Origin of the sequence: Peptoniphilus sp., assembly GCF_050943655.1 — a bacterium.
Taxonomy (GTDB): domain Bacteria; phylum Bacillota; class Clostridia; order Tissierellales; family Peptoniphilaceae; genus Peptoniphilus_A.
Map to the genome: position 1 here is coordinate 1 of NZ_JBMNPQ010000029.1, position 19224 is coordinate 19224.

Genomic DNA, 19224 nt, shown 5'->3' on the forward strand with positions numbered 1-19224 from the left:
ATCGTCTCTTGATACTCCAATTGAAAATTCATCTCTATAATTTATTATTCCTTCTTTGATAGAAAAATAATTATAATCATAAATTGTAAGATTTGGCCTATAGCCCAAGAAACTTAAATACTTTATCTCAAAGGCAATTATTAAAGACAGTGGATCTTTTGTGTCATTAAATAGATTAAGAGTCTTCTCAAGAAGAGCAAAAATCTTTTTATTTGGGTCCCTCTCAAGTGTGCTCTTATCGACAATTTCAAGAGCAAGAGAGGCATAAATTGTGTTAAATAGGTCCTCTCTTATTTTAAAATTAGATTCTATAATCTTTGCATTATTTATATAATAAAAACTTTGACCTTTTCTAAACAAATATTCATTTAAACCAAAAATCTGGCATACTCCCAAATTTTTTGATTTACTCGTCTTTGCTCCCTTTACCATAATTGGTATTTTGCCGTAATCTTCTGTGAACACTCTAATTATTTTAGAAGAGTCCCCATAATCCATTTCATTTATGACAATGCCTCTGGTAAAATCTTTAATTGTATCCAAATCTCTTTACCGAATTGTCCTTATCTCGCCAATTCTTGTCAACCTTTATCCAAACTTGTAAGTTAACTTGAGAACCAATAAGATTTTCTATAGATTCTCTAGATTCTTGTGCAATTTTTTTAAGCATCTGGCCATTCTTTCCAATTACAATTCCTTTATGACTTTCTCTTTCTACATAAATTATTGCATTAATATCATAGAGATCTTTTTCTTCTCTCTTTTTAAATTTTTCAATTTCAACTGCTATTCCATGAGGAACTTCTTCTTGCAAGTATTTAAGAGCTTTCTCGCGTATTAGCTCCTGTGCAATAAATCTCTCGTTCCTGTCAGTAATCATATCTTCAGGATAAAATATTGGCCCTTCTTTAAGATAATCTTTAACAGTCTTTATATAAATATCAACACCATCTGCATTAAGCGCAGAAATAGGAATTATTTCATCAAAAATCTCCTCTTTATTATACATGTCAATAACTTGAAGAAGATCTTCTTTTTTTACAGTGTCAATTTTATTTATCAAAAGAATAATTGGCAACTTGTCCTTATATTCTTTTAAAATGTCAATAATTACTCTTTCCTGTTTACCTATTATATTAGATGTATCGACAATATATGTGATTACATCTGCATCTTCTATTCCAGCTTTTGATTCTTCTAACATATACTCGCCTAACTTATTTTTAGGTTTTTGTATGCCAGGAGTATCTAAAAATATTATTTGAGCTTCGCTATCAGTGTAGATAAATGTTATATTTTGTCTCGTTGTTTGAGGCTTTGAAGAAATTGCCGAAATCTTTTCTCCAATTATTTCGTTAAGTAAAGTAGATTTTCCAACATTTGGTCTACCTACTATTGAAACATAACCCGATTTAAAATTATTATTTTCCATCATTACTCCTTGTTTAAATCTTCCGGTCCAAAAGAATGTGGCAGGATCTCTTCCATAGTAAAAGTCTTGTAATCATCAGTGCTATTGGCAATTACAATAACAGGATCTTTTGAAAATTCACGAATTACCTGTCTGCAAACTCCGCACGGAAAAGTGTAATCACTATCTCCTGTAATTGCAATCTTTTTAATCTCTCTTTTGCCCTCAGACACAGCCTTAAAAATGGCAGTCCTCTCAGCACAATTTGTTGGAGAGTAAGATGCTATTTCAATATTTCCACCAGTATAAATTGAACCATCTTCCATTTCTACACAACATCCCACATTAAAATGAGAATATGGAGTGTAAGTTTCATTGTTTTTTGCATCTATCGCTTTCTTTATAAGTTCTTTTATTTCCATTTAACCAACTACCTTAAAAACAAAAATTGCAACACATATACCAAGTATTGCTCCAACAACTACTTCACTTGTCTTGTGAATATTTCCTTCAACTCTTGACTCTGCAACAAGAAATGCAAGTCCGAATGCACAAAGAGTTATCAGTGACTTTTCTGCCAGCATTGAAATAATAGTTGCCGCACAAAAAGCTATAGCAGAATGACCACTGCAAGCTCCACCCTGAAAGAAAGTTCCTCCATTTTTTTCTGCCATTACAAACTTTACTCCCACTGTTGCAATAATTACTATAATAAGTGAGACAAAGGCCAAATGGTTCGGTGCATTTTTTATCTTAAATAATAACAAATCACCCATTGAGGCAAATTTGTCATAAAAGACTAGATAAGCAACTACAATAGCATTAATCGCAGTAATAAGAACAGCTCCCGCTGCCACATCCTTTACATACTTCGCTATGGGGTTGTATTCCTGAACAACTAAATCGACTGTCCTCTCTATTGCCGTGTTTATCATCTCTGCAAACACAACAAGCACAATCGCAAATAACATAAGCATAAACTCAGTGCTTGAAATATCAAAAAATAGTGAAATTATTATTACTGCAATTGCTGCAAGATAATGAAATTTCATATTCTTTTCGGTTTTTAGAACAGAAATTATCCCTTGGACTGCATAGTTAAAGGATGAAATAAAGCGTCCTTTTTTCATAAAATCACCTATTTAAAAATTTTAAGTTCTGACATTACATTTTTTTCTTTTTCACGCATTATTTTCTTATCATCTTCATCAATGTGATCGTATCCCAAAAGGTGCAAAATGCTGTGGCAAGTAAGATATGAAAGTTCTCTCTCATTAGAATGGCCAAATTCTTTTGCCTGCTTCATAACTCTTTTCATGTTAATTATCACATCGCCAAGAATGTTTCCACAAATTTTAAACTCATCATCTATTGGAAATGAAAGTACATCAGTGGAAGAGTCCACTCCTCTAAAATCTCTATTTAACTCCTGTATCTCTTCATCGCCAACAAAAGATACAGAAACTTCAGCATCATCGTCAAAGTTTTCTAGTTCCAAAACTTTTTCTACTGTTTTTGTGACTATATTAAGAGTCTCATCAGTTATATCTAAAAAATCTTGTCTATTATCAAAATAAATTTTCATTATTTTCCCTCTTTAGATGAATGTCTATTTGATGATTTTTGATTGTCTCTTGATTTTTCATATTTTTCGTAGGCTTCTATTATTCTTTGAACTAAAGGGTGTCTAACTATATCGTTTCTATTTAAATAAGTTATTCCTATTCCTTTTACTCCTGCTAAAATCTTAAGGACAGTTTTAAGTCCAGATTGCTTTCCACGTGGCAAGTCAATTTGAGTAACATCACCTGTAATAATAGCCTTAGAGCCATAACCAAGCCTTGTTAAAAACATCTTCATCTGCTCATTTGTAGTGTTTTGCGCCTCATCAAGGATTACAAAAGCACTATCGAGAGTCCTACCACGCATATATGCAAGTGGTGCAACTTCGATTAGTCCCTTTTCGACTAAGTTGTTATAATTGTCGTGGCCTAGTATTTCAAAAAGCGCATCATAAAGTGGTCTTAAGTATGGATCTACTTTATTTTGAAGGTCTCCTGGCAAAAATCCAAGATTTTCCCCAGCCTCTACAGCCGGTCTTGTCAAAATAATTCTGTTTACTTCTTTTGCCTTAAAAGCTCTAACAGCTGCTGCCATGGCAAGATAAGTTTTTCCCGTACCTGCAGGTCCTATTCCAAAGACTATGTCGTTATTGTTTATATTGTCAATGTATCTCTTTTGGCCAAGAGTCTTTGGTCTTATTGGTTTTCCCATTGAGGTATAGACAATAGTTTCGTTTAAAAGCTCTGGTAGCGACCTCTTCTCATTATTTTTAATGAGTGATATAGAATAATTAATATCGGCTGTCGTTAGAGTTTTTTGTTTCTTTACTAAATTGATAAGATTTTCCAGTAAAATTTTAGAATCTTCTACCTTATCTTCGTCTCCAAAAATAGTTAATCTGCCGTCAACAGATTTTATCCTTACGCCCATTTCTTTTTCAATTAAATTGATGTTTTCGTCTAATTTTCCAAATATTACTGAAATTAAATTTATATCGTCAATATCAATCGTAGCTTGTGATTTCGCCAAATAAATACCTCCTAAACGTGATTAATATAATATCATAAAAAGGCTTACTTTTCTATAGGAAGTGAAAAGTAAGCTCTAATTTATCAATTTATCTAAGGCTCAAAGGCTTATCAAAAATTTCTTTATAAACAAAAATATCAGCCACTTTTTCGCTATCAAAATCATAAAAATCATCTTCAAAATCTTTCTTTGAAACTTCCTCGCCCAAAAATGGAATTTCAGATAGAGGTGTTTGATTTAAATTTAATTCATCCATAATTTTCTTTTTCTTAGCTTCAGACTTTTCATCTTCAGTTAAATAATCATTAACATCTTGTAGCTTATTATTTTTATTCTTTATCTCTACATTTCTTTTGATGTCATCAGCACTTTTTGAAAAGTTTTTAAAACCTCCACTGTGCCTAACATCTTTCTTATTAAAAGCATCTTTGATTATAGTTTTTTTATAATTTTTTGCTAGATTTTGATCTTGCTCCCAATATTTGTCCATATTTTTCTTTTTGCTCTCTTTTATTGATTTAAAGACAGAAATTAAACCAGTAACTATAAATATTATTATTGGTAAATATGAAACAAATAAAATTTTTATAAAGTTTGAGAAACTCATTCTTTATTTCCCTTGTTCTTACTATTATCAGATGCTTTTGCAATAGTCTGTCTCATATCTGTATCGGAGTTTAGATTTTTAAGTTTATAATAATCCATAACCCCAATATTGCCACTTCTTAGAGCCTCTGCCATAGCTATTGGAACTTGTGATTCTGCTTCTACAACTTTTGCTCTCATGGCCTCTACTTCAGCTCTCATTTCTTGTTCACGAGCATGTGCCATAGCACGTCTTTCACTTGCCTTTGCCTCAGAAATTCTCTTGTCAGCTTCTGCTTGGTCAGTTTGAAGTCTTGCACCTATATTTCTAGCAACATCTACATCTGCAATATCTATTGATAAAATTTCAAAAGCAGTACCAGAATCTAGTCCCTTATCTAAAACAACTTTTGATATTGAATCTGGATTTTCCAAAACAGATTTATAAGTTTGTGATGAACCCACTGTTGTTACAATACCTTCACCAACTCTTGCTATAATAGTTTGCTCTCCAGCACCACCGACAAGTCTGTCAATGTTTGCTCTAACAGTTACTTTAGCCTTTACAATGACCTCGATACCATCTTGTGCAACAGCAGAAATATTTGGTGTTTCTATAACTTTTGGATTTACAGAAACTTGCACAGCTTCAAGCACATCTCTTCCTGCAAGATCTATTGCAGCGGCACGTTCAAATTGTAGTGGAATATTTGCTCTTTGAGCAGCTATTAATGCATCTACAAGTGTATTTACATTACCACCTGCTAAGTAATGTGCCTCTAGTTCAGCTATGTCTAAACTAAGTCCTGCCTTAGTCGCTTTAATTACTGGTCTAACTATTCTTGATGGCTTTACTCTTCTAAGCTTCATGCCGATCAAATCAGATATTTTTATTTTAACACCTGAGAAAAAAGCTGTTATCCAAAGTCCAATTGGAACAAAGGATAAAAATAACAATATTAAAACAACTATAATAAATACGCCAACAATTGGTAAGATTCTCATACTACCTCCTATTTAACCTCTTCTACATATACATTGGATCCAGAGATCCTAACTACAACAACTTCTACACCTTTAGCTACATATCCTTTATTAGAAATTACTTCTATTTTTTCATCAGACAAGTTTGCAAAACCTGTGGGTCTTAAAGGTGTCACAGTAAAAAGCTTTTGCCCTATTTGAACATCAGAAGAATCATTTGAAACAAATCCAGACTCTGTAGTGGTGCTTGTAAATAATCTCATTTTATTTATTAGTTCAGAATCTCTACCTTGCTTAAACAAATATGTTCCAATCATTGCAGAAATAATTATTGCAATTAATAGGGATAAAAATGCAAAGTAAATATCACTCATTGCCATTACAATAGCCGCAATCATGGCGCATATACCACTTATTCCAGCTATCCCAAAACCTGGAATAAGAGTTTCTATTCCAAGCAAAAGTATTCCAATGACAAAAATAAGTACTGAATACCAATTAGTATTATTCATAAGTAAATTTCCCCAGAAGAATAACCCAAAAGATACAAGTGATATTGCTCCCCCGAGTCCAAAGCCTGGAGTCAAAAATTCTAATACCACACCTGCAAGCGCAAGTACAAGTAATATGGTAAAGATATACTCATTTGAAAATATTCCTCTAGCTGCTTTGCCTATATTATTTTCTGCAAAGACATTTATTGTATTGATACTCAAAATAAATGAAAAAATAAATAATTTTTTTAGAGCTTTCATACTGCCCTCCTTTAAATAGTTTACACTATCTTTTTAATTTTTACCCAATCTTTGACTAATCTTATCTTTTGAGAATTAAAAAACCTAGGCATTACACCTAGGTTTCGTTTTAATTTAAAATTTCTCTGGCAATCTTGTTTACCATGTTGCCATCTGCTTTGCCTTTAACTTTAGGCATTACATTTTTCATTAATTTTCCAATATCCTTCATTGAAGTTATACCATTTTCATCAATTGTCTCTTGAATAATATCGCGAAGTTCGTCTTCAGATAATTGCTTAGGCAAATAGTTAAGTAAGATTTCAATTTCTTGTTCAGTTTGATCAACTAAATCTTGTCTATTTCCCTTTTTAAATTCTTCAATTGATGATCTTTTTTCTTTTACTTGCTTAGCGATGATGTCAATGATTTCAGGATCGCCAAGTTCAATTCGCTCGTCTACTTCTTTTTGTTTTATTGCTGCACGAACCATGGTTATAACATCTTTATGAAGCTTATCTTTATTTTTCATAGCTGTTTTAAGATCAGCCATGAGTCTCTCTTTTAGAGACATAAGAACACCCCTTAGTATCTGTGTTTTTTTCTGCGTGCCTCTTCAGATTTCTTCTTTCTTCTAACGCTTGGTTTTTCGTAGTGTTCTCTTTTTCTTACTTCTTTAAGAACGCCACTTGTGGCACATTGTCTTTTGAATCTTTTAAGCGCATTGTCTAAAGATTCATTTTCTCCAACCTTGATCTCGGACATTTTAAACCTCCTCTCGTAGAAAAGAGTAGCCTTTCGGCAATATAAGATATTATATCTCATCAAGTGTAAAACTTCAATAATATTTTCTCATAATGTAACAATAATTGTTGAGATTTTTATTGTTTTAAAAGTTTTATTTTATCTTCACATCCACAAACTTAATTACATCGTAATTTCTTCCTGTGTATGAGAATTCAATTTTAAAATCTTTAACTCCCGTTACATCTAAATCTACATCAATAGGAAGATTTCCTGTTTGGAAATTATATTCCTTAATCAACTTGTCATCACCAAAGTATTTAATATTTACAGCATTTCACACCTTATCCATTCCAACTAGATCGGCTCCTAATTTGCCTGTTATGTGGTGATATTTCCCTTCTAAGTTAAATTTACCATAGCCAGTTCTAGATTGATGTTTCCCCATTCCATAGCCAGAATAACCCTTTATTCCAGCAATTTCATATCCAATATTATCTTTACTGTCAACTGTCTCGAAGTAATCAGAATTATATGGCCTTAAAATATCTGGCATGTTTTGAACTTGTAAGTTTTCTGTATTTTTATTTTCTTTTTGCGGTTTTTCGCTATTCTCACCAATATAAACTGTTTTAGTATCATTATCCCAGCCTACTTCATTTCCTAGCGCTTCACTTGCAGCTCTAACTGGCAGATAAGTAACTCCTTTGTAGATAAATGGTTCAGCTGTATTTCCTGAAGTGTCTTTGCCAAATTTAACATTTTTTCCATTGACTACAATTTTTACATTGTCATAAGTAACTTCAATATTTACTTATTTCGCTGCAGCATATACTGTTGATGATGCTACTAAAATTGCTGCTAAACTAGTTACTGCAAATTTTTTAGAAATTTTCATAAATCCTCCTGCTTTTGGAAATGAGATAATTAAATCGACCTATTAATTTTTGCAACAAATATAAGTTTTTTGACTTAGCTGCGTAAAAATTTTTGAAAATGATTTCACTTTTATTATGCTAAGTTTTCGATCTCCTTAAATATCTCATTTATCCAGCTTATATATTAGTTCAATTATAGTGGTGTCATTATTATAAATCAACACGATAAAAATATTTGTATTAAAAAATCTCCCAGTTATTATTAACTGAGAGACTTCATTAAATTTATCAGCCTGGTGGCCAATTTAGACTTCTTCCTCCAAGTACATGGAAGTGCAAATGGTCTACTGACTGACCGCCATCTTCTTTGCAATTATTAACAATTCTATAGCCATTTGTAAGGCCCTCTTTACGACAAAGATCTTTTGCAACTAAAAAAATGTGCCCGATTAAGTCCTTATGCTTCTCTTCCAAGTCGTCTGCCGATGCAATATGCTCTTTTGGAACGATTAGAAAATGAGTCGGTGCTTGTGGGTCGATATCTCTAAAAGCATAAACATATTCATCTTCATAAAGCTTATCTGATGGAATTTCTCCAGCAATTATTTTACAAAATAAACAGTCCAAATTTACCTCCTTCTCCTCTTGTCCTCAACTTCTTTGCAGAGACTATCCCACTGACAATCTCCACAAATTTCATCTCGTCTATCATTTTTAAATATTATATCACATGCGAGCTTCTTTGCATCAAACCAATGTATAATTTGATTATCATTTAAATTTAAAGTTTCCAAAACTTTTTTATCATAAGTTCCTACTTTTTTGCTGTCTTTGCACTTATCTCCAAGATTTTCGGGACATTTTGTGCAAATATCATCAACTTCAGTTATTAATGTTACCTCAGGATTTTTATTTAGCTCTTCTATTACTCTTTTCATGTTTATGGAAAAGTCATCACTATATCCTTCGCCCACAAAGTTTGTCGTGCAGAGAAGATGATGTGCTCTAATTTTTAACATATTTACCTCAATCCAAAATTTTGCAGTGCGCAATCTCTTCAGTGTCTAAAATTTCTACATTTTTGATTTCATTAGTTATATCTAAAGAAGATTTTGCCTTAACTCTTATATAATTTGTCGTATAACCATAAAATTCATCGTCATGTCTTTCTTCAAACAAAACTGATTTTGGCATATTCATGTTTTTCTCTTTAAATTTCTTTTGATACATCTCTTCAACATGAATTAATTTTTCTGAACGTTCTTTTTTTATGTTGCCGTCCACTTGATTTTCCATCTTTGCTGCAGGTGTATTTTTTCTCTTTGAATACTTAAACACGTGCACTTTTGAAAATCCTACTTCTTCAACAATTGAAACTGAGTCATTGAAGTCCTCTTCTGTTTCGCCTGGAAAACCTACAATTATATCTGTAGTTAGTCCTGCCATAGGCATGTATTTTCTAATAATCTTTGTCTTTTCAATGTATTCTTCGCGAGTGTAGTGCCTATTCATGGCTTTTAATATATTATTTGAACCGCTTTGAAGAGACAAGTGGAAGTGATCACAAAGCTTTCCTGTTTTAACAGCTCTTTTCATAAAGTCTTCATCAATAATATTTGGTTCTACTGAAGAAAGTCTTATTCTCTCAATTCCTTCTACTTCTGCAATTGCTTCAATTAAATCAATTAGCCTCTTCTCACCCTTGTCTTTTCCAAAAGATCCAATGTGAATTCCCGTTAGAATTATTTCCTTAAAGCCAGATGATGCAAGTGCTCTTGCTTCTTCCACTGCATCTTCAATTTCTCTTGACCTAATTGGTCCACGTGCGTAAGGGATTATGCAGTATGTGCAAAATCTATTGCATCCGTCCTGCACCTTCATATAAGCTCTAGTCCTGTTATTGCTGTCAAAGTTTGTTGTATTGTGAAACTCCCTTACATCTTTTAAGTCTCTAACAATATTAAATTTCTCGCCATTTTTAGCTTCTTCAACTAAACCGACAATTTTGTTTCTGTCTGTAGTTCCAATTACCACATCGACGCCCTCTATGTTTTTTACTTCATCTGGACTTACCTGTGAATAGCAACCTACAACAGCAACGACTGAATCAGGATTTTGTCTCTTTGCACGTCTTATAAATTGTCTTGATTTTCTATCTGAAAGATTAGTAACTGTGCATGTATTTACAATATACACATCACTAAAATCTTCATTCTCAACTTGTCTATATCCCTCTTTTTCAAATAGCTCACTCATCGCTTCTGATTCATACTGATTTACTTTGCAGCCAAGCGTGAGTATAGAAAAAGTTTTATCCATTTGAACATTCCTTTCCATGTATTATATAAAAAGCTACAACAATACTTGCAGTCTCTGCTCTTAAAATTCTCTTGCCAAGTCCTACCTTGTAAGCGTCTTTATAAATTTCAAGCTCTCTATCACTGAGTCCGCCCTCTGGTCCAACAACAAGGCCGATATTATTCGAAAGATTTTTAATAATTTCGCCAAGCTGGACTTTTCTTTCGTCCTCGTAACAAATTACTAAATCTCCATCAAATTTTATAATATCTTCGCTCTTAACCATGTCGTGCACAATTGGTACAATATCTCTTTTTGATTGTTTTGCAGCAGACTCTACAATTTTTTGAAATCTTTCGCGCTTTTTGTCCATCTTTTTAGAAAAATCTGAAATAGATCTATCCATTAAAACCGGATAAAAATCAGTTACTCCAATTTCAGTTGCATGCTTTAGAACATCTTCGTTTTTGCTTCCCTTTAAAATTCCAAAAAATAGAGAAAGTCTTACATTTGGCTCATTTGATTCTTTGATTTCATATTTTTTAATAATTTTATCATCTTGCATTTCAAAGGCAAAAATTCCATCGTTAAAGACTACCTGAAACTCCTCACCATCGTTTATTCTTATAACATTTTTAAGATGATGAAGATTTTCTTCATTTAAGCTTGTGTCTTCGTCAAAATTTCTATTTTCAAAAAATCTAAACATTTAACTTACCTACAATTGCCACCCAATTATTTTTAGTTTTTTCATCAATGATTTCAAATCCATTTTCTTTTAGAGCATCAACAACCATGTCTCTTCTTTCAGTTATAATTCCTGATGAGATAAATATTCCGCCGTCATTTAGATGACTGCTTAAGTTTTTAATTTCATCAACTATTATCTCTGCAATAATATTTGAAACTATAAGGTCTGCATCGCCCTTTACAACATCAAGTAGATTTCCTTTTTTTACGTCAACTTTTTCTTCTACATTATTTAATTTGGCATTTTCTAAAGTCGCATCAATACATTTATCATCAATATCAACAGCAAGAGCTTTCTTTGCACCAAGTTTAAGAGAAGCTATCGCCAAAATTCCTGAGCCACATCCTATATCAAAAATAGTATCATTTTCTTTTACATATTTTTCTAGCATCTCAATGCACATGTAAGTAGATTCGTGAGTACCTGTTCCAAATGCCATGCCCGGATTTATTATTATCTCGTGACGATTTTCTTTATTTTCATACTCTTCCCACATTGGAACTATTGCAATTTTATCTCCAATTTCTAAAGGTTTATAATATTTCTTCCAATTATTTGCCCAGTCCTCGTCATCTTTTTCATAGATGCTACATTCTCCCAGGTCTTTATCCTCAATTGTAGTTTTTATTTTCTCTGCTTCTTCTAAATCTTCGGGATAAGTTTTTAAAATTAATTCTTCGCCGTGAACATCTAGGAGCGGATAATCAATAAAGTCCCAATCTCTCTCGTCTTGTTCCAACTCATCAATAATATTTTCTGATATTTCTTCAATTGTATAGATATCAAAATCGTATAAAATTCCCAACAGTTCATTCTTGTTTTTATTTAAAGTTTTTATATCAAGCTCAATATATTTCATTTTTATCACCTGAACTTATTATATATTAATAAAATTTTTTATACAATTTAAAATCCCAAACACAAGATATCTTAAGTCTTTTAAGTTTAATCCTTCTAAGTTAAATAAAAAAACCTAAAGGCAAGCTAATACTCACATTTAGGTTTAAAATTAGTCGAACAAATCTTTCAATTTATCCAAAAATGATTTTTTGTTTTCTGTGACTTCTGGTTCCTTGTCGCGAAGCTGTTCTAAAAGTTCTCTTTGGTCTTTAGTAACTTCTTTTGGAATAATTATATTCACCTTGAAGTAGAGATCTCCCTTTTTGTTTTCTCTATTAACATAAGGAACTCCCTCACCTTTTAGTTTAAAGACAGTGCCACCTTGTGTTCCCTTTGGTATCTCGTAGTCCACAAGTTTTTTAAGAGTTGGAACTTTTATCTTTGCGCCCAAAACTGCATCAGGATATGATATTGGAATATTTATATAAATATCATTTCCCTCTCTCTTAAACACTGGATCAGATTTTACTCTAATATATACGTAAATATCTCCCTTTGGTCCTCCGTTTTCACCAACAGAACCTTGTTCAATAAGAGGAATTATATTTCCAGAATCAACTCCTGCAGGTATTTTGACTTTAACTTTTTTAGTCTTACTTACCTTGCCTTTTCCGTGACACACTTTACATGGCTCTTCGATTATCTCTCCAGTACCGTGACATTCATCGCAAGTTGACGTCCTTACAAATCTTCCAAAAGGAGTGTTTTGCGCACTGCTAACTTGTCCAGTTCCATTACATTTTTCACAAGTGTGTTTACTAGTTCCAGGTTCCATTTTTTCGCCATGGCAATGTGAACACTCTTCGTCAATTTTAACTGAAATTTCCTTTTCAGTACCAAATATCGCTTCGAAAAATTCCAAAGAAACTTCAACTCGCAAGTCAGCTCCCTTTTGTGGAATATCTTTTGCGTCGCCATAACTATACCTAGAACTTCTTGACGATCCACCAAAAATGTCAAAGATATCATCAAATATGTCAGAGAAACCACCAAAACCTTGGCTTCCTCCCACATTTCCATTTAGTCCATCTTCACCATAGGTATCATAAATTTGTCTTTTCTTTTCATCAGACAACACTTCATAGGCATAAGAAACTTCCTTAAACTTTGCTTCGGCCTCTTTATCACCTGGGTTTAAGTCCGGGTGATATTTCTTTGCTAATTTCTTATATGCACTTTTTATTTCATTTAACTGAGCTTTTTTATCTACGCCCAAAATTTCATAAAAATCTCTCATTATTCACCCCAAATCGAACTTATATTTTAATACATAATATGACAAAAATAAAGTGCAAAAAAATATTGCAAGGGAAAATCCCCTGCAACATTTTCTATTTAATTAATAATTATTCTTCGTCGTCATCTACAACTTCGTAATCTGCATCAACTACATCATCGTTTTGTCCGCCTTCACTTGAAGCTTGCCCTTCTTGTGAATTTTTATAAATTTGTTCAGAAATTGCATAGAAAGCTTGTGTTAATTTTTCTGTCTTGTCTTTAATTTCTTCAACATTTTCAGAGTCTTTAACAGATTTTAAATCTTCAATAGCTGATTCGATTTTGTGTTTATCGTCATCAGAAATCTTTCCTTCAACATCTTTTAATGTGTTTTCAGATTGATAAATTATTGAGTCAGCATTGTTTTTAGCTTCGATGAGTTCTTTTTTCTTTTCATCTTCTTTTGCATACATTTCTGCTTCTTTAACTTTTTGTTCTATTTCATCTTCGCTTAGGTTAGTTGAAGAAGTAATAGTGATGTGTTGTTCTTTACCAGTTCCTAAATCTTTTGCACTTACATTTACAATACCGTTGGCGTCTATATCGAATGTTACTTCGATTTGAGGTATTCCTCTTCTTGCTGGAGCAATTCCATCAAGGTTAAATCTACCTAAAGTGATATTGTCTTTTGCCATTTGTCTTTCACCTTGTAGAACGTGAATTTCTACAGAAGTTTGATTGTCGGCAGCTGTTGTAAATATTTGAGACTTTTTAGTTGGAATAGTAGTATTTCTTTCGATTAATCTAGTTGTAATATTACCCATAGTTTCAATTCCTAGAGAAAGTGGAGTTACATCAAGTAGTAATAAGTCTTTTACATCACCTGATAATACACCACCTTGAATAGCAGCACCAAGAGCTACACATTCATCTGGGTTAATATCTTTTTGTGGTTGTTTTCCTGTTAATTTCTTAATGCATTCTTGAATTGCTGGAATTCTTGTAGAACCACCAACTAGAAGAACTTTGTCAATGTCATTTGCTGTAAGTCCAGCGTCTTTTAATGCATCCTTAACAGGTCCTTCAGTCATTTTAACTAAGTCTTGAGTAAGTTCATCAAATTTAGCACGAGTGATGTCCATGTTAAGGTGTAGTGGACCAGATTGACTTGCTGTTATAAATGGCAAGTTAATATTTGTTGACATTGTAGAAGATAATTCTTTTTTAGCTTTTTCTGCTGCTTCTTTAAGTCTTTGTAAGCTCATCTTGTCAGCTTTTAGATCAATGCCATTTTCTTTTTTGAATTCTTCAGCAATATAGTCGATTAATTTATTGTCAAAGTCATCTCCACCAAGTTTGTTGTTACCTCTAGTAGAATGAACTTCAAATACACCATCAGAAAGTTCTAGGATAGAAACGTCAAATGTTCCTCCACCCAAGTCATAAACCATAACTGTTTGAACTCCTGCATCTTTATCTTCACCATAAGCAAGTGCTGCTGCAGTTGGTTCGTTTACGATTCTCTTAACATCAAGTCCTGCAATTCTTCCTGCGTCTTTAGTAGCTTGTCTTTGAGCATCTGTAAAGTAAGCTGGAACAGTGATAACTGCTTCTGTGATTTTTTCTCCTAAATAAGATTCTGCATCTGATTTTAATTTTTGTAAAATCATTGCTGAAATATCTTGTGGAGTGTAAGTTTTGCCATCAATTTTTATTTCATAATCGCTACCCATATGTCTTTTTATAGATTGAACAGTTCTTTCTGGGTTTGTGATTGCTTGTCTTTTTGCAGTTTCACCTACAAGTCTTTCGCCATCTTTTGTAAAAGCTACAACAGATGGAGTAGTTCTATTACCTTCAATATTTGGTATTATTACAGCGTCTCCGCCTTCCATAACTGCTACTGCAGAGTTTGTAGTTCCTAAGTCAATTCCTATTATTTTTCCCATAATATATTCCTCCTAAAATTATTGAGATACTTTAACCATTGCTGGTCTTAGTGTTTTTTCATCTATTAAATAACCTTTTTGCAATACTTCAATTACTACGCCAGAATCATATTCGTCACTGTCTTCTGTTAAAACTGCGTGATGATAAGTTGGATCAAACTCTTCTCCAAGAGCTTTCATCTCTACGATGCCTTCTTTTTGAAGTACATCTATTAATTGGTCTCTTATCATCTTGACTCCGTCGTAAGTACTGTCCTTATCTTCTATAGAGTCTATTGCTCTATCAAAGTTATCAATTACTGGCAACAAATCATTTGCGATTTTTCTAACTCCAAGCTCAATATAACCTTTCTTTTCTTCCTCAGTTCTTCTTTTAAAATTTGTGAAGTCTGCTTGAAGTCTCATGAACTTGTCTTTTAGATCATCGTATTCTTTGTTACTCTCTGTCTCTTGGTTTTCAATATTTTCATTTTCAATATTTTCTTCTATGTTTTCATTCTCAAGATTTTCTTCATTCAGATCTTTCTTGATATTATCTTCATTAGCCATCTAAACACCTCTTTGCATTTCTACTAAAGCCCTCTGTACACCATCACTGAAAACTTGCACAGTTTTTAAAATTTCAGGATAATCAATCCTTACTGGTCCGATAATGCCGAGGCTTCCCAATATTTTATAAGACGACATGAAAGGTGCTCTTATGATTGTATATCTCTTCATAAGTTCTGCCTCGTTTTCGTCACCAATTATTACATCAATTCTATCTGGCGATAAATCATCACTTAGAATTTCAAGTAGTGAGTCTCTGTCTTCTATAAGACTCATAAACTCCCGAGCCCTATCTAAATCTTTATATTCATCAAAATTTAAAATGTTTGTAAGTCCATCATAATAAATTTCGATTGCAGAGACCTTTTTGTTAAATACTCTAACTAGGTTTATGATGTCTGAAATTAATTTTCCATATTTTGCCATACCCATAGAAAGAGTAATCTTTAATGACTCAATCTTTTCAAAATCGAGCCCACAAATATTTTCATTTAAAATCTTTTCAATATATAGTAAATCTTCTTCATCTATATCATGTATCTCAAGTAAATGTCTCTCTACAACTCCCTTATCTCCAACTAGGATTAACACAGCTGTAAATTTGTCTATCTTTACAAGAGTAAGTCTTTTTATTGTCCTATCAGGTTTTTGAGGAGTTACCAAGTAAGATGTGCAATTAGTCATTTCTGCCAAAAGATTTACAGTATTTTTGTAAAATTCTTCTATGCTGTTTGAAATCCCCATTAACTGATTTTTAATTTGCTCAGAAAACTTTTTATTTTCATAAGGCATAAAGTTATCGTAGAATTCATCGACATAGAACCTGTAAGCTTTGTTAGATGGAACTCTTCCCGCAGATTGATGAGGCTTATTCAAAAAACCTAAATCTTCAAGATCTGCCATCTCATTTCTTATGGTAGCCGAACTAACTCCCAAGTTATAATCCTTTGACAAAGTTCGTGACCCAACAGGAACAGGCATATCGATATATGCTTCTATAATAGCGTTTAAAATGTTAATTTTCCTGCTGTCCATAATCTCCTCCTTTATTAGCACTCGTTCACCTTGAGTGCTAGTACAATTATATGTTAATTGATTTATACACTTTTGTCAAGGCTTTTTCTAAAAATTTTAAGTTTTAATCCGCTCATTGGCTAAAAATTTATTTTTTATTTTCTCATTTAAGTGTTTCTTTAAATTTAATGAAGCAGTAAAACAAATTTTAAATAAAGTTTATCTTTATATTAAAGTTTTTTTGTAAATACTCCCCTCACTATAAATTATTCTTAAAAGAGGCGTAATTATGTAAAAAAAAGATGCTGCAAAGCGCAGTGCTTTACAACATCTTTTTATTTTATGCTGCTTTTGGCATTTCAGCTGCTGCTGAAACTTCTTTAATATAATCAATTGGCTTTGGTGTAATAGTTTTGTCCTTCTTAATTCTTTCAACTAATACATCTCTTACTGGAATATAAGTCTCATCTACATTAGTAGCATTTGAGAAGTCATAACCGTCTCCACCAGTAAACATAAAGTCATTTACTACAACTCTATAAGTTTTGTTTTCATCAATTGGTGTTCCATCAGATAGAGTAATCTTTGTGATTTGTTCACCATAAGGTTTTGTTTTGTCATACTCTACATATAGTCCACTAAAGTCTCCATCAGTTGTCTTTGGCATATTGATTCCGTGATCAATTGCTTTTATTAAATCTTTTCCTGGTAGGTCCATAACTACAAGGTAGTTGTCGAATGGCATAATTTCGTAAAGATCTCCCATTGTTATTTGACCTTTGTCTAAAGTTCTTCTAAGTCCTCCACCGTTTTGGATTGCTACTTGTGCTTCAGTTTTATCTGCCATTACTTCTGCTGCCCAGTATCCTAGAAGTGAATTTGAACCCTTTGAGTCTCTGTCGTGAGTAAATTCAGCAGTTGCTTCACCCAATACATTGCTCTTAATTGGTTTTAATTCTTCTTGTAAATCATTAAATGATTTTTCAGCTGCTGCATCTTTTATAATATTATTCTTTATTAGATTTCCTTGTAGAACTCTTGTATCAATTGCTGCCTTGTCGTCACTCTTAGTAATTTTCATATCGCCTATAGCGCGTCCAGAATAAAAAGTTTGCATAATAGCAACATCATTTACTTTTCCACTTACTGTCATGTGAGAGTGAGCTGAAAGAATTGCGTCAAGTCCACTAACATTTTTTGCAACATCTGCTGCAGTTCCTTTTATTTCATTTGACTTTTCGTCTTGGTTAGAATCTAAGTGGGTTAGTGCAATAATTACATCAGGTTTTCCTTCTTCTGCTTTTCCTTCATTTAAAAAGTCAACCCAGTACTTAGCTGATTCAATTGGATCTTTAAATTCAAATCCTTCAATATATTGAGCTTTTGTTAGAGTTGAAGTTTCTGGATGTGCAAGTCCTATAAAAGCTATTTTTAAATTATTTTCTTCTGTAATTATATATGGTTTTGCCCAGCTTACTGGTTCGTTAGTTTTTTTATCGTAGATGTTAGAAGCAAGGAATGTGAAGTTTCCATCTTTGCTCCAATTTTCTATTTTTTCTGCGCCCCAGTCAAATTCATGATTTCCAACTGCAGATGCAAGTACTCCCATGCCCTTCATCATTTCAGTAACTGGTTTTCCGTATGTTAAGTTTGAATCACTTGTACCTTGGTAGCTGTCTCCACCAGATAGAACTATTGTGTTTGGATGTTTTTCTTTAAAAGCATTTACATATCCAACCATTTTTGCCATGCCCATGTTTCTCTTCTTGCCAGTTGTTTCTTCTGCAACATTTCCGTGGAAGTCGTTAAAATATAGAATGTGAATTTCGTCATCTTTTACTTCACCAAATTTTACTCCCATTTCTTTAGCTTTTTCTGCAGAAAATACTCCCTTTTTAGCAAGTAGTTCACCAAGAGTATAACCAGTGTTGTCATTTATTTCTGCGCTTAGTGCATTAACTATATACTCAGTTGCTTCTCTTTTTGTAATACTTGAATTAATGTCGTCATCTTTTCCAAGAATTCCAAGTTCTTTAGAAATTTTATCTGCTTCGCCATAAGCTATTTTAGTGTCATAAGATAGTCCTCTTAATATGAATGAAATAAATTCTTTCTTGCTTAAATCTGAATTAGGATCAAACTTATCTTCTGACTTTCCATTTGTGATGTTTAAATCAAATCCAAGTCCAGCGTAACCTTTAAACCATTGAGGTACGTCTTTAAATGGATTTAATTTTACATATTCTTCGCTTTCTGATAGTTCTTGAGAATATCCAAGAGCTTTTAGCACCATTGTAAGACCTTCAGATCTCTTAAGAGGTGCGTTTAATGTTTCTTCGCTGTTGTCTTTATCAAGTAATTCCAATTGTTGCAAAGTCTCAGTAGAGTCAAGTTTCTCTTCACTTGCAAAGACTCCTTGGAATGTGCTTAGCATTAAAATAAGTGCTAATAACAAAGACAAATACTTTTTACTGTGTTTATTCATAAAAACCTCCTTTATTGTATGAATATATAATATCATATTTATAAATAATTTTAAGTATTATTATGGTAAATTAATAACGCCTCTTTATGATAGATTTTTAATGTTAGAGTAGTAGTTATTCTATCTTCATTA

Annotated in this window: 23 protein-coding genes and 1 pseudogene; all 24 read right to left on the reverse strand. The window is 32.6% G+C overall.

Features of this window, described 5'->3' with window-relative positions; all coding sequences use genetic code 11:
* A partial coding sequence (recO, locus tag ACOX6R_RS04195) for a DNA repair protein RecO (RefSeq protein WP_433447568.1) occupies positions 1–543 on the reverse strand: 543 nt, incomplete at its 3' end.
* Positions 530–1432, reverse strand: a complete 903-nt coding sequence (gene era, locus ACOX6R_RS04200; protein ID WP_433447570.1) for a GTPase Era — start codon at positions 1430–1432, stop codon at positions 530–532. The genes recO and era, both read right to left, overlap by 14 nt.
* A 2-nt stretch (positions 1433–1434) precedes the next feature.
* The gene (cdd, locus tag ACOX6R_RS04205; protein WP_433447573.1) at positions 1435–1833 is read right to left on the reverse strand and encodes a cytidine deaminase; all 399 of its coding nucleotides are present in this window, start codon (positions 1831–1833) and stop codon (positions 1435–1437) included.
* Positions 1834–2541, reverse strand: a complete 708-nt coding sequence (locus ACOX6R_RS04210; RefSeq protein ID WP_433447575.1) for a diacylglycerol kinase — start codon at positions 2539–2541, stop codon at positions 1834–1836.
* 8 nt (positions 2542–2549) lie between these two features.
* Entirely contained in the window at positions 2550–2996 is a 447-nt protein-coding gene (gene ybeY, locus ACOX6R_RS04215) for an rRNA maturation RNase YbeY (protein ID WP_433447576.1), read from the reverse strand.
* On the reverse strand, positions 2996–4003 hold the full coding sequence (locus ACOX6R_RS04220; RefSeq protein ID WP_433447578.1) for a PhoH family protein: 1008 nt from the start codon (positions 4001–4003) through the stop codon (positions 2996–2998). The genes ybeY and ACOX6R_RS04220 overlap by 1 nt, the downstream gene beginning before the upstream one ends.
* Positions 4004–4091: 88 nt before the next feature.
* Positions 4092–4610, reverse strand: coding sequence for a hypothetical protein (locus ACOX6R_RS04225; RefSeq protein WP_433447581.1), 519 nt, complete (start codon positions 4608–4610; stop codon positions 4092–4094).
* Positions 4607–5593 carry a flotillin-like protein FloA gene (gene floA, locus ACOX6R_RS04230; protein WP_433447583.1) on the reverse strand — a complete coding sequence of 329 codons (987 nt, stop codon included), beginning with the start codon at positions 5591–5593 and terminating at the stop codon, positions 4607–4609. The genes ACOX6R_RS04225 and floA overlap by 4 nt, the downstream gene beginning before the upstream one ends.
* Positions 5594–5601: 8 nt before the next feature.
* Positions 5602–6327 (reverse strand): NfeD family protein, encoded by a 726-nt coding sequence (locus ACOX6R_RS04235; protein WP_433447586.1) that lies wholly within the window; start codon positions 6325–6327, stop codon positions 5602–5604.
* A gap of 109 nt (positions 6328–6436) precedes the next feature.
* Entirely contained in the window at positions 6437–6880 is a 444-nt protein-coding gene (locus tag ACOX6R_RS04240) for a GatB/YqeY domain-containing protein (RefSeq protein WP_433447588.1), read from the reverse strand.
* 11 nt (positions 6881–6891) lie between these two features.
* Positions 6892–7071, reverse strand: a complete 180-nt coding sequence (rpsU, locus tag ACOX6R_RS04245) for a 30S ribosomal protein S21 (RefSeq protein WP_433447590.1) — start codon at positions 7069–7071, stop codon at positions 6892–6894.
* A 133-nt stretch (positions 7072–7204) separates the two neighbouring features.
* Positions 7205–7351, reverse strand: a complete 147-nt coding sequence (locus ACOX6R_RS04250; protein WP_433447592.1) for a hypothetical protein — start codon at positions 7349–7351, stop codon at positions 7205–7207.
* 36 nt (positions 7352–7387) lie between these two features.
* Positions 7388–7606, reverse strand: a complete 219-nt coding sequence (locus tag ACOX6R_RS04255) for a hypothetical protein (protein ID WP_433447595.1) — start codon at positions 7604–7606, stop codon at positions 7388–7390.
* A gap of 75 nt (positions 7607–7681) precedes the next feature.
* Positions 7682–7858 (reverse strand): annotated as a pseudogene (locus ACOX6R_RS04260) (stalk domain-containing protein); the annotation flags it as partial.
* A 358-nt stretch (positions 7859–8216) separates the two neighbouring features.
* A complete protein-coding gene (locus ACOX6R_RS04265) occupies positions 8217–8555 on the reverse strand; it encodes a histidine triad nucleotide-binding protein (protein ID WP_433447597.1) in 339 nt (112 codons plus the stop codon).
* 2 nt (positions 8556–8557) lie between these two features.
* A complete protein-coding gene (locus ACOX6R_RS04270) occupies positions 8558–8947 on the reverse strand; it encodes a DUF1284 domain-containing protein (protein WP_433447599.1) in 390 nt (129 codons plus the stop codon).
* 7 nt (positions 8948–8954) lie between these two features.
* A complete protein-coding gene (mtaB, locus tag ACOX6R_RS04275; RefSeq protein WP_433447617.1) occupies positions 8955–10247 on the reverse strand; it encodes a tRNA (N(6)-L-threonylcarbamoyladenosine(37)-C(2))-methylthiotransferase MtaB in 1293 nt (430 codons plus the stop codon).
* Positions 10240–10935, reverse strand: coding sequence for an RsmE family RNA methyltransferase (locus ACOX6R_RS04280; protein ID WP_433447601.1), 696 nt, complete (start codon positions 10933–10935; stop codon positions 10240–10242). Before ACOX6R_RS04280 ends, mtaB begins: the two co-directional genes overlap by 8 nt.
* Positions 10928–11836, reverse strand: coding sequence for a 50S ribosomal protein L11 methyltransferase (prmA, locus tag ACOX6R_RS04285; protein ID WP_433447604.1), 909 nt, complete (start codon positions 11834–11836; stop codon positions 10928–10930). The genes ACOX6R_RS04280 and prmA overlap by 8 nt, the downstream gene beginning before the upstream one ends.
* Before the next feature lie 150 nt (positions 11837–11986).
* On the reverse strand, positions 11987–13114 hold the full coding sequence (gene dnaJ / locus ACOX6R_RS04290; RefSeq protein ID WP_433447606.1) for a molecular chaperone DnaJ: 1128 nt from the start codon (positions 13112–13114) through the stop codon (positions 11987–11989).
* A gap of 109 nt (positions 13115–13223) precedes the next feature.
* Positions 13224–15044, reverse strand: a complete 1821-nt coding sequence (dnaK, locus tag ACOX6R_RS04295; protein ID WP_433447609.1) for a molecular chaperone DnaK — start codon at positions 15042–15044, stop codon at positions 13224–13226.
* Between the two features lie 18 nt (positions 15045–15062).
* Entirely contained in the window at positions 15063–15593 is a 531-nt protein-coding gene (gene grpE / locus ACOX6R_RS04300; protein WP_433447611.1) for a nucleotide exchange factor GrpE, read from the reverse strand.
* Positions 15594–16628 carry a heat-inducible transcriptional repressor HrcA gene (hrcA, locus tag ACOX6R_RS04305; protein WP_433447613.1) on the reverse strand — a complete coding sequence of 345 codons (1035 nt, stop codon included), beginning with the start codon at positions 16626–16628 and terminating at the stop codon, positions 15594–15596.
* A 319-nt stretch (positions 16629–16947) separates the two neighbouring features.
* A complete protein-coding gene (locus tag ACOX6R_RS04310; RefSeq protein WP_433447615.1) occupies positions 16948–19092 on the reverse strand; it encodes a bifunctional metallophosphatase/5'-nucleotidase in 2145 nt (714 codons plus the stop codon).
* Positions 19093–19224: the final 132 nt, after the last annotated feature.

Excerpts from the sequence above, each read along its gene's own strand:
- ACOX6R_RS04225 (WP_433447581.1), bottom strand. The coding sequence starts at position 4,610 with ATGAGTTTCTCAAACTTTATAAAAATTTTATTTGTTTCATATTTACCA.
- cdd (WP_433447573.1), bottom strand. The coding sequence starts at position 1,833 with ATGGAAATAAAAGAACTTATAAAGAAAGCGATAGATGCAAAAAACAAT.
- dnaJ (WP_433447606.1), bottom strand. The coding sequence starts at position 13,114 with ATGAGAGATTTTTATGAAATTTTGGGCGTAGATAAAAAAGCTCAGTTA.
- rpsU (WP_433447590.1), bottom strand. The coding sequence starts at position 7,071 with ATGTCCGAGATCAAGGTTGGAGAAAATGAATCTTTAGACAATGCGCTT.
- ybeY (WP_433447576.1), bottom strand. The coding sequence starts at position 2,996 with ATGAAAATTTATTTTGATAATAGACAAGATTTTTTAGATATAACTGAT.
- dnaK (WP_433447609.1), bottom strand. The coding sequence starts at position 15,044 with ATGGGAAAAATAATAGGAATTGACTTAGGAACTACAAACTCTGCAGTA.
- era (WP_433447570.1), bottom strand. The coding sequence starts at position 1,432 with ATGGAAAATAATAATTTTAAATCGGGTTATGTTTCAATAGTAGGTAGA.
- ACOX6R_RS04210 (WP_433447575.1), bottom strand. The coding sequence starts at position 2,541 with ATGAAAAAAGGACGCTTTATTTCATCCTTTAACTATGCAGTCCAAGGG.
- ACOX6R_RS04235 (WP_433447586.1), bottom strand. The coding sequence starts at position 6,327 with ATGAAAGCTCTAAAAAAATTATTTATTTTTTCATTTATTTTGAGTATC.
- prmA (WP_433447604.1), bottom strand. The coding sequence starts at position 11,836 with ATGAAATATATTGAGCTTGATATAAAAACTTTAAATAAAAACAAGAAT.
- hrcA (WP_433447613.1), bottom strand. The coding sequence starts at position 16,628 with ATGGACAGCAGGAAAATTAACATTTTAAACGCTATTATAGAAGCATAT.
- ACOX6R_RS04280 (WP_433447601.1), bottom strand. The coding sequence starts at position 10,935 with ATGTTTAGATTTTTTGAAAATAGAAATTTTGACGAAGACACAAGCTTA.
- floA (WP_433447583.1), bottom strand. The coding sequence starts at position 5,593 with ATGAGAATCTTACCAATTGTTGGCGTATTTATTATAGTTGTTTTAATA.
- ACOX6R_RS04270 (WP_433447599.1), bottom strand. The coding sequence starts at position 8,947 with ATGTTAAAAATTAGAGCACATCATCTTCTCTGCACGACAAACTTTGTG.
- ACOX6R_RS04310 (WP_433447615.1), bottom strand. The coding sequence starts at position 19,092 with ATGAATAAACACAGTAAAAAGTATTTGTCTTTGTTATTAGCACTTATT.
- ACOX6R_RS04255 (WP_433447595.1), bottom strand. The coding sequence starts at position 7,606 with ATGCCAGATATTTTAAGGCCATATAATTCTGATTACTTCGAGACAGTT.
- ACOX6R_RS04240 (WP_433447588.1), bottom strand. The coding sequence starts at position 6,880 with ATGTCTCTAAAAGAGAGACTCATGGCTGATCTTAAAACAGCTATGAAA.
- grpE (WP_433447611.1), bottom strand. The coding sequence starts at position 15,593 with ATGGCTAATGAAGATAATATCAAGAAAGATCTGAATGAAGAAAATCTT.
- mtaB (WP_433447617.1), bottom strand. The coding sequence starts at position 10,247 with ATGGATAAAACTTTTTCTATACTCACGCTTGGCTGCAAAGTAAATCAG.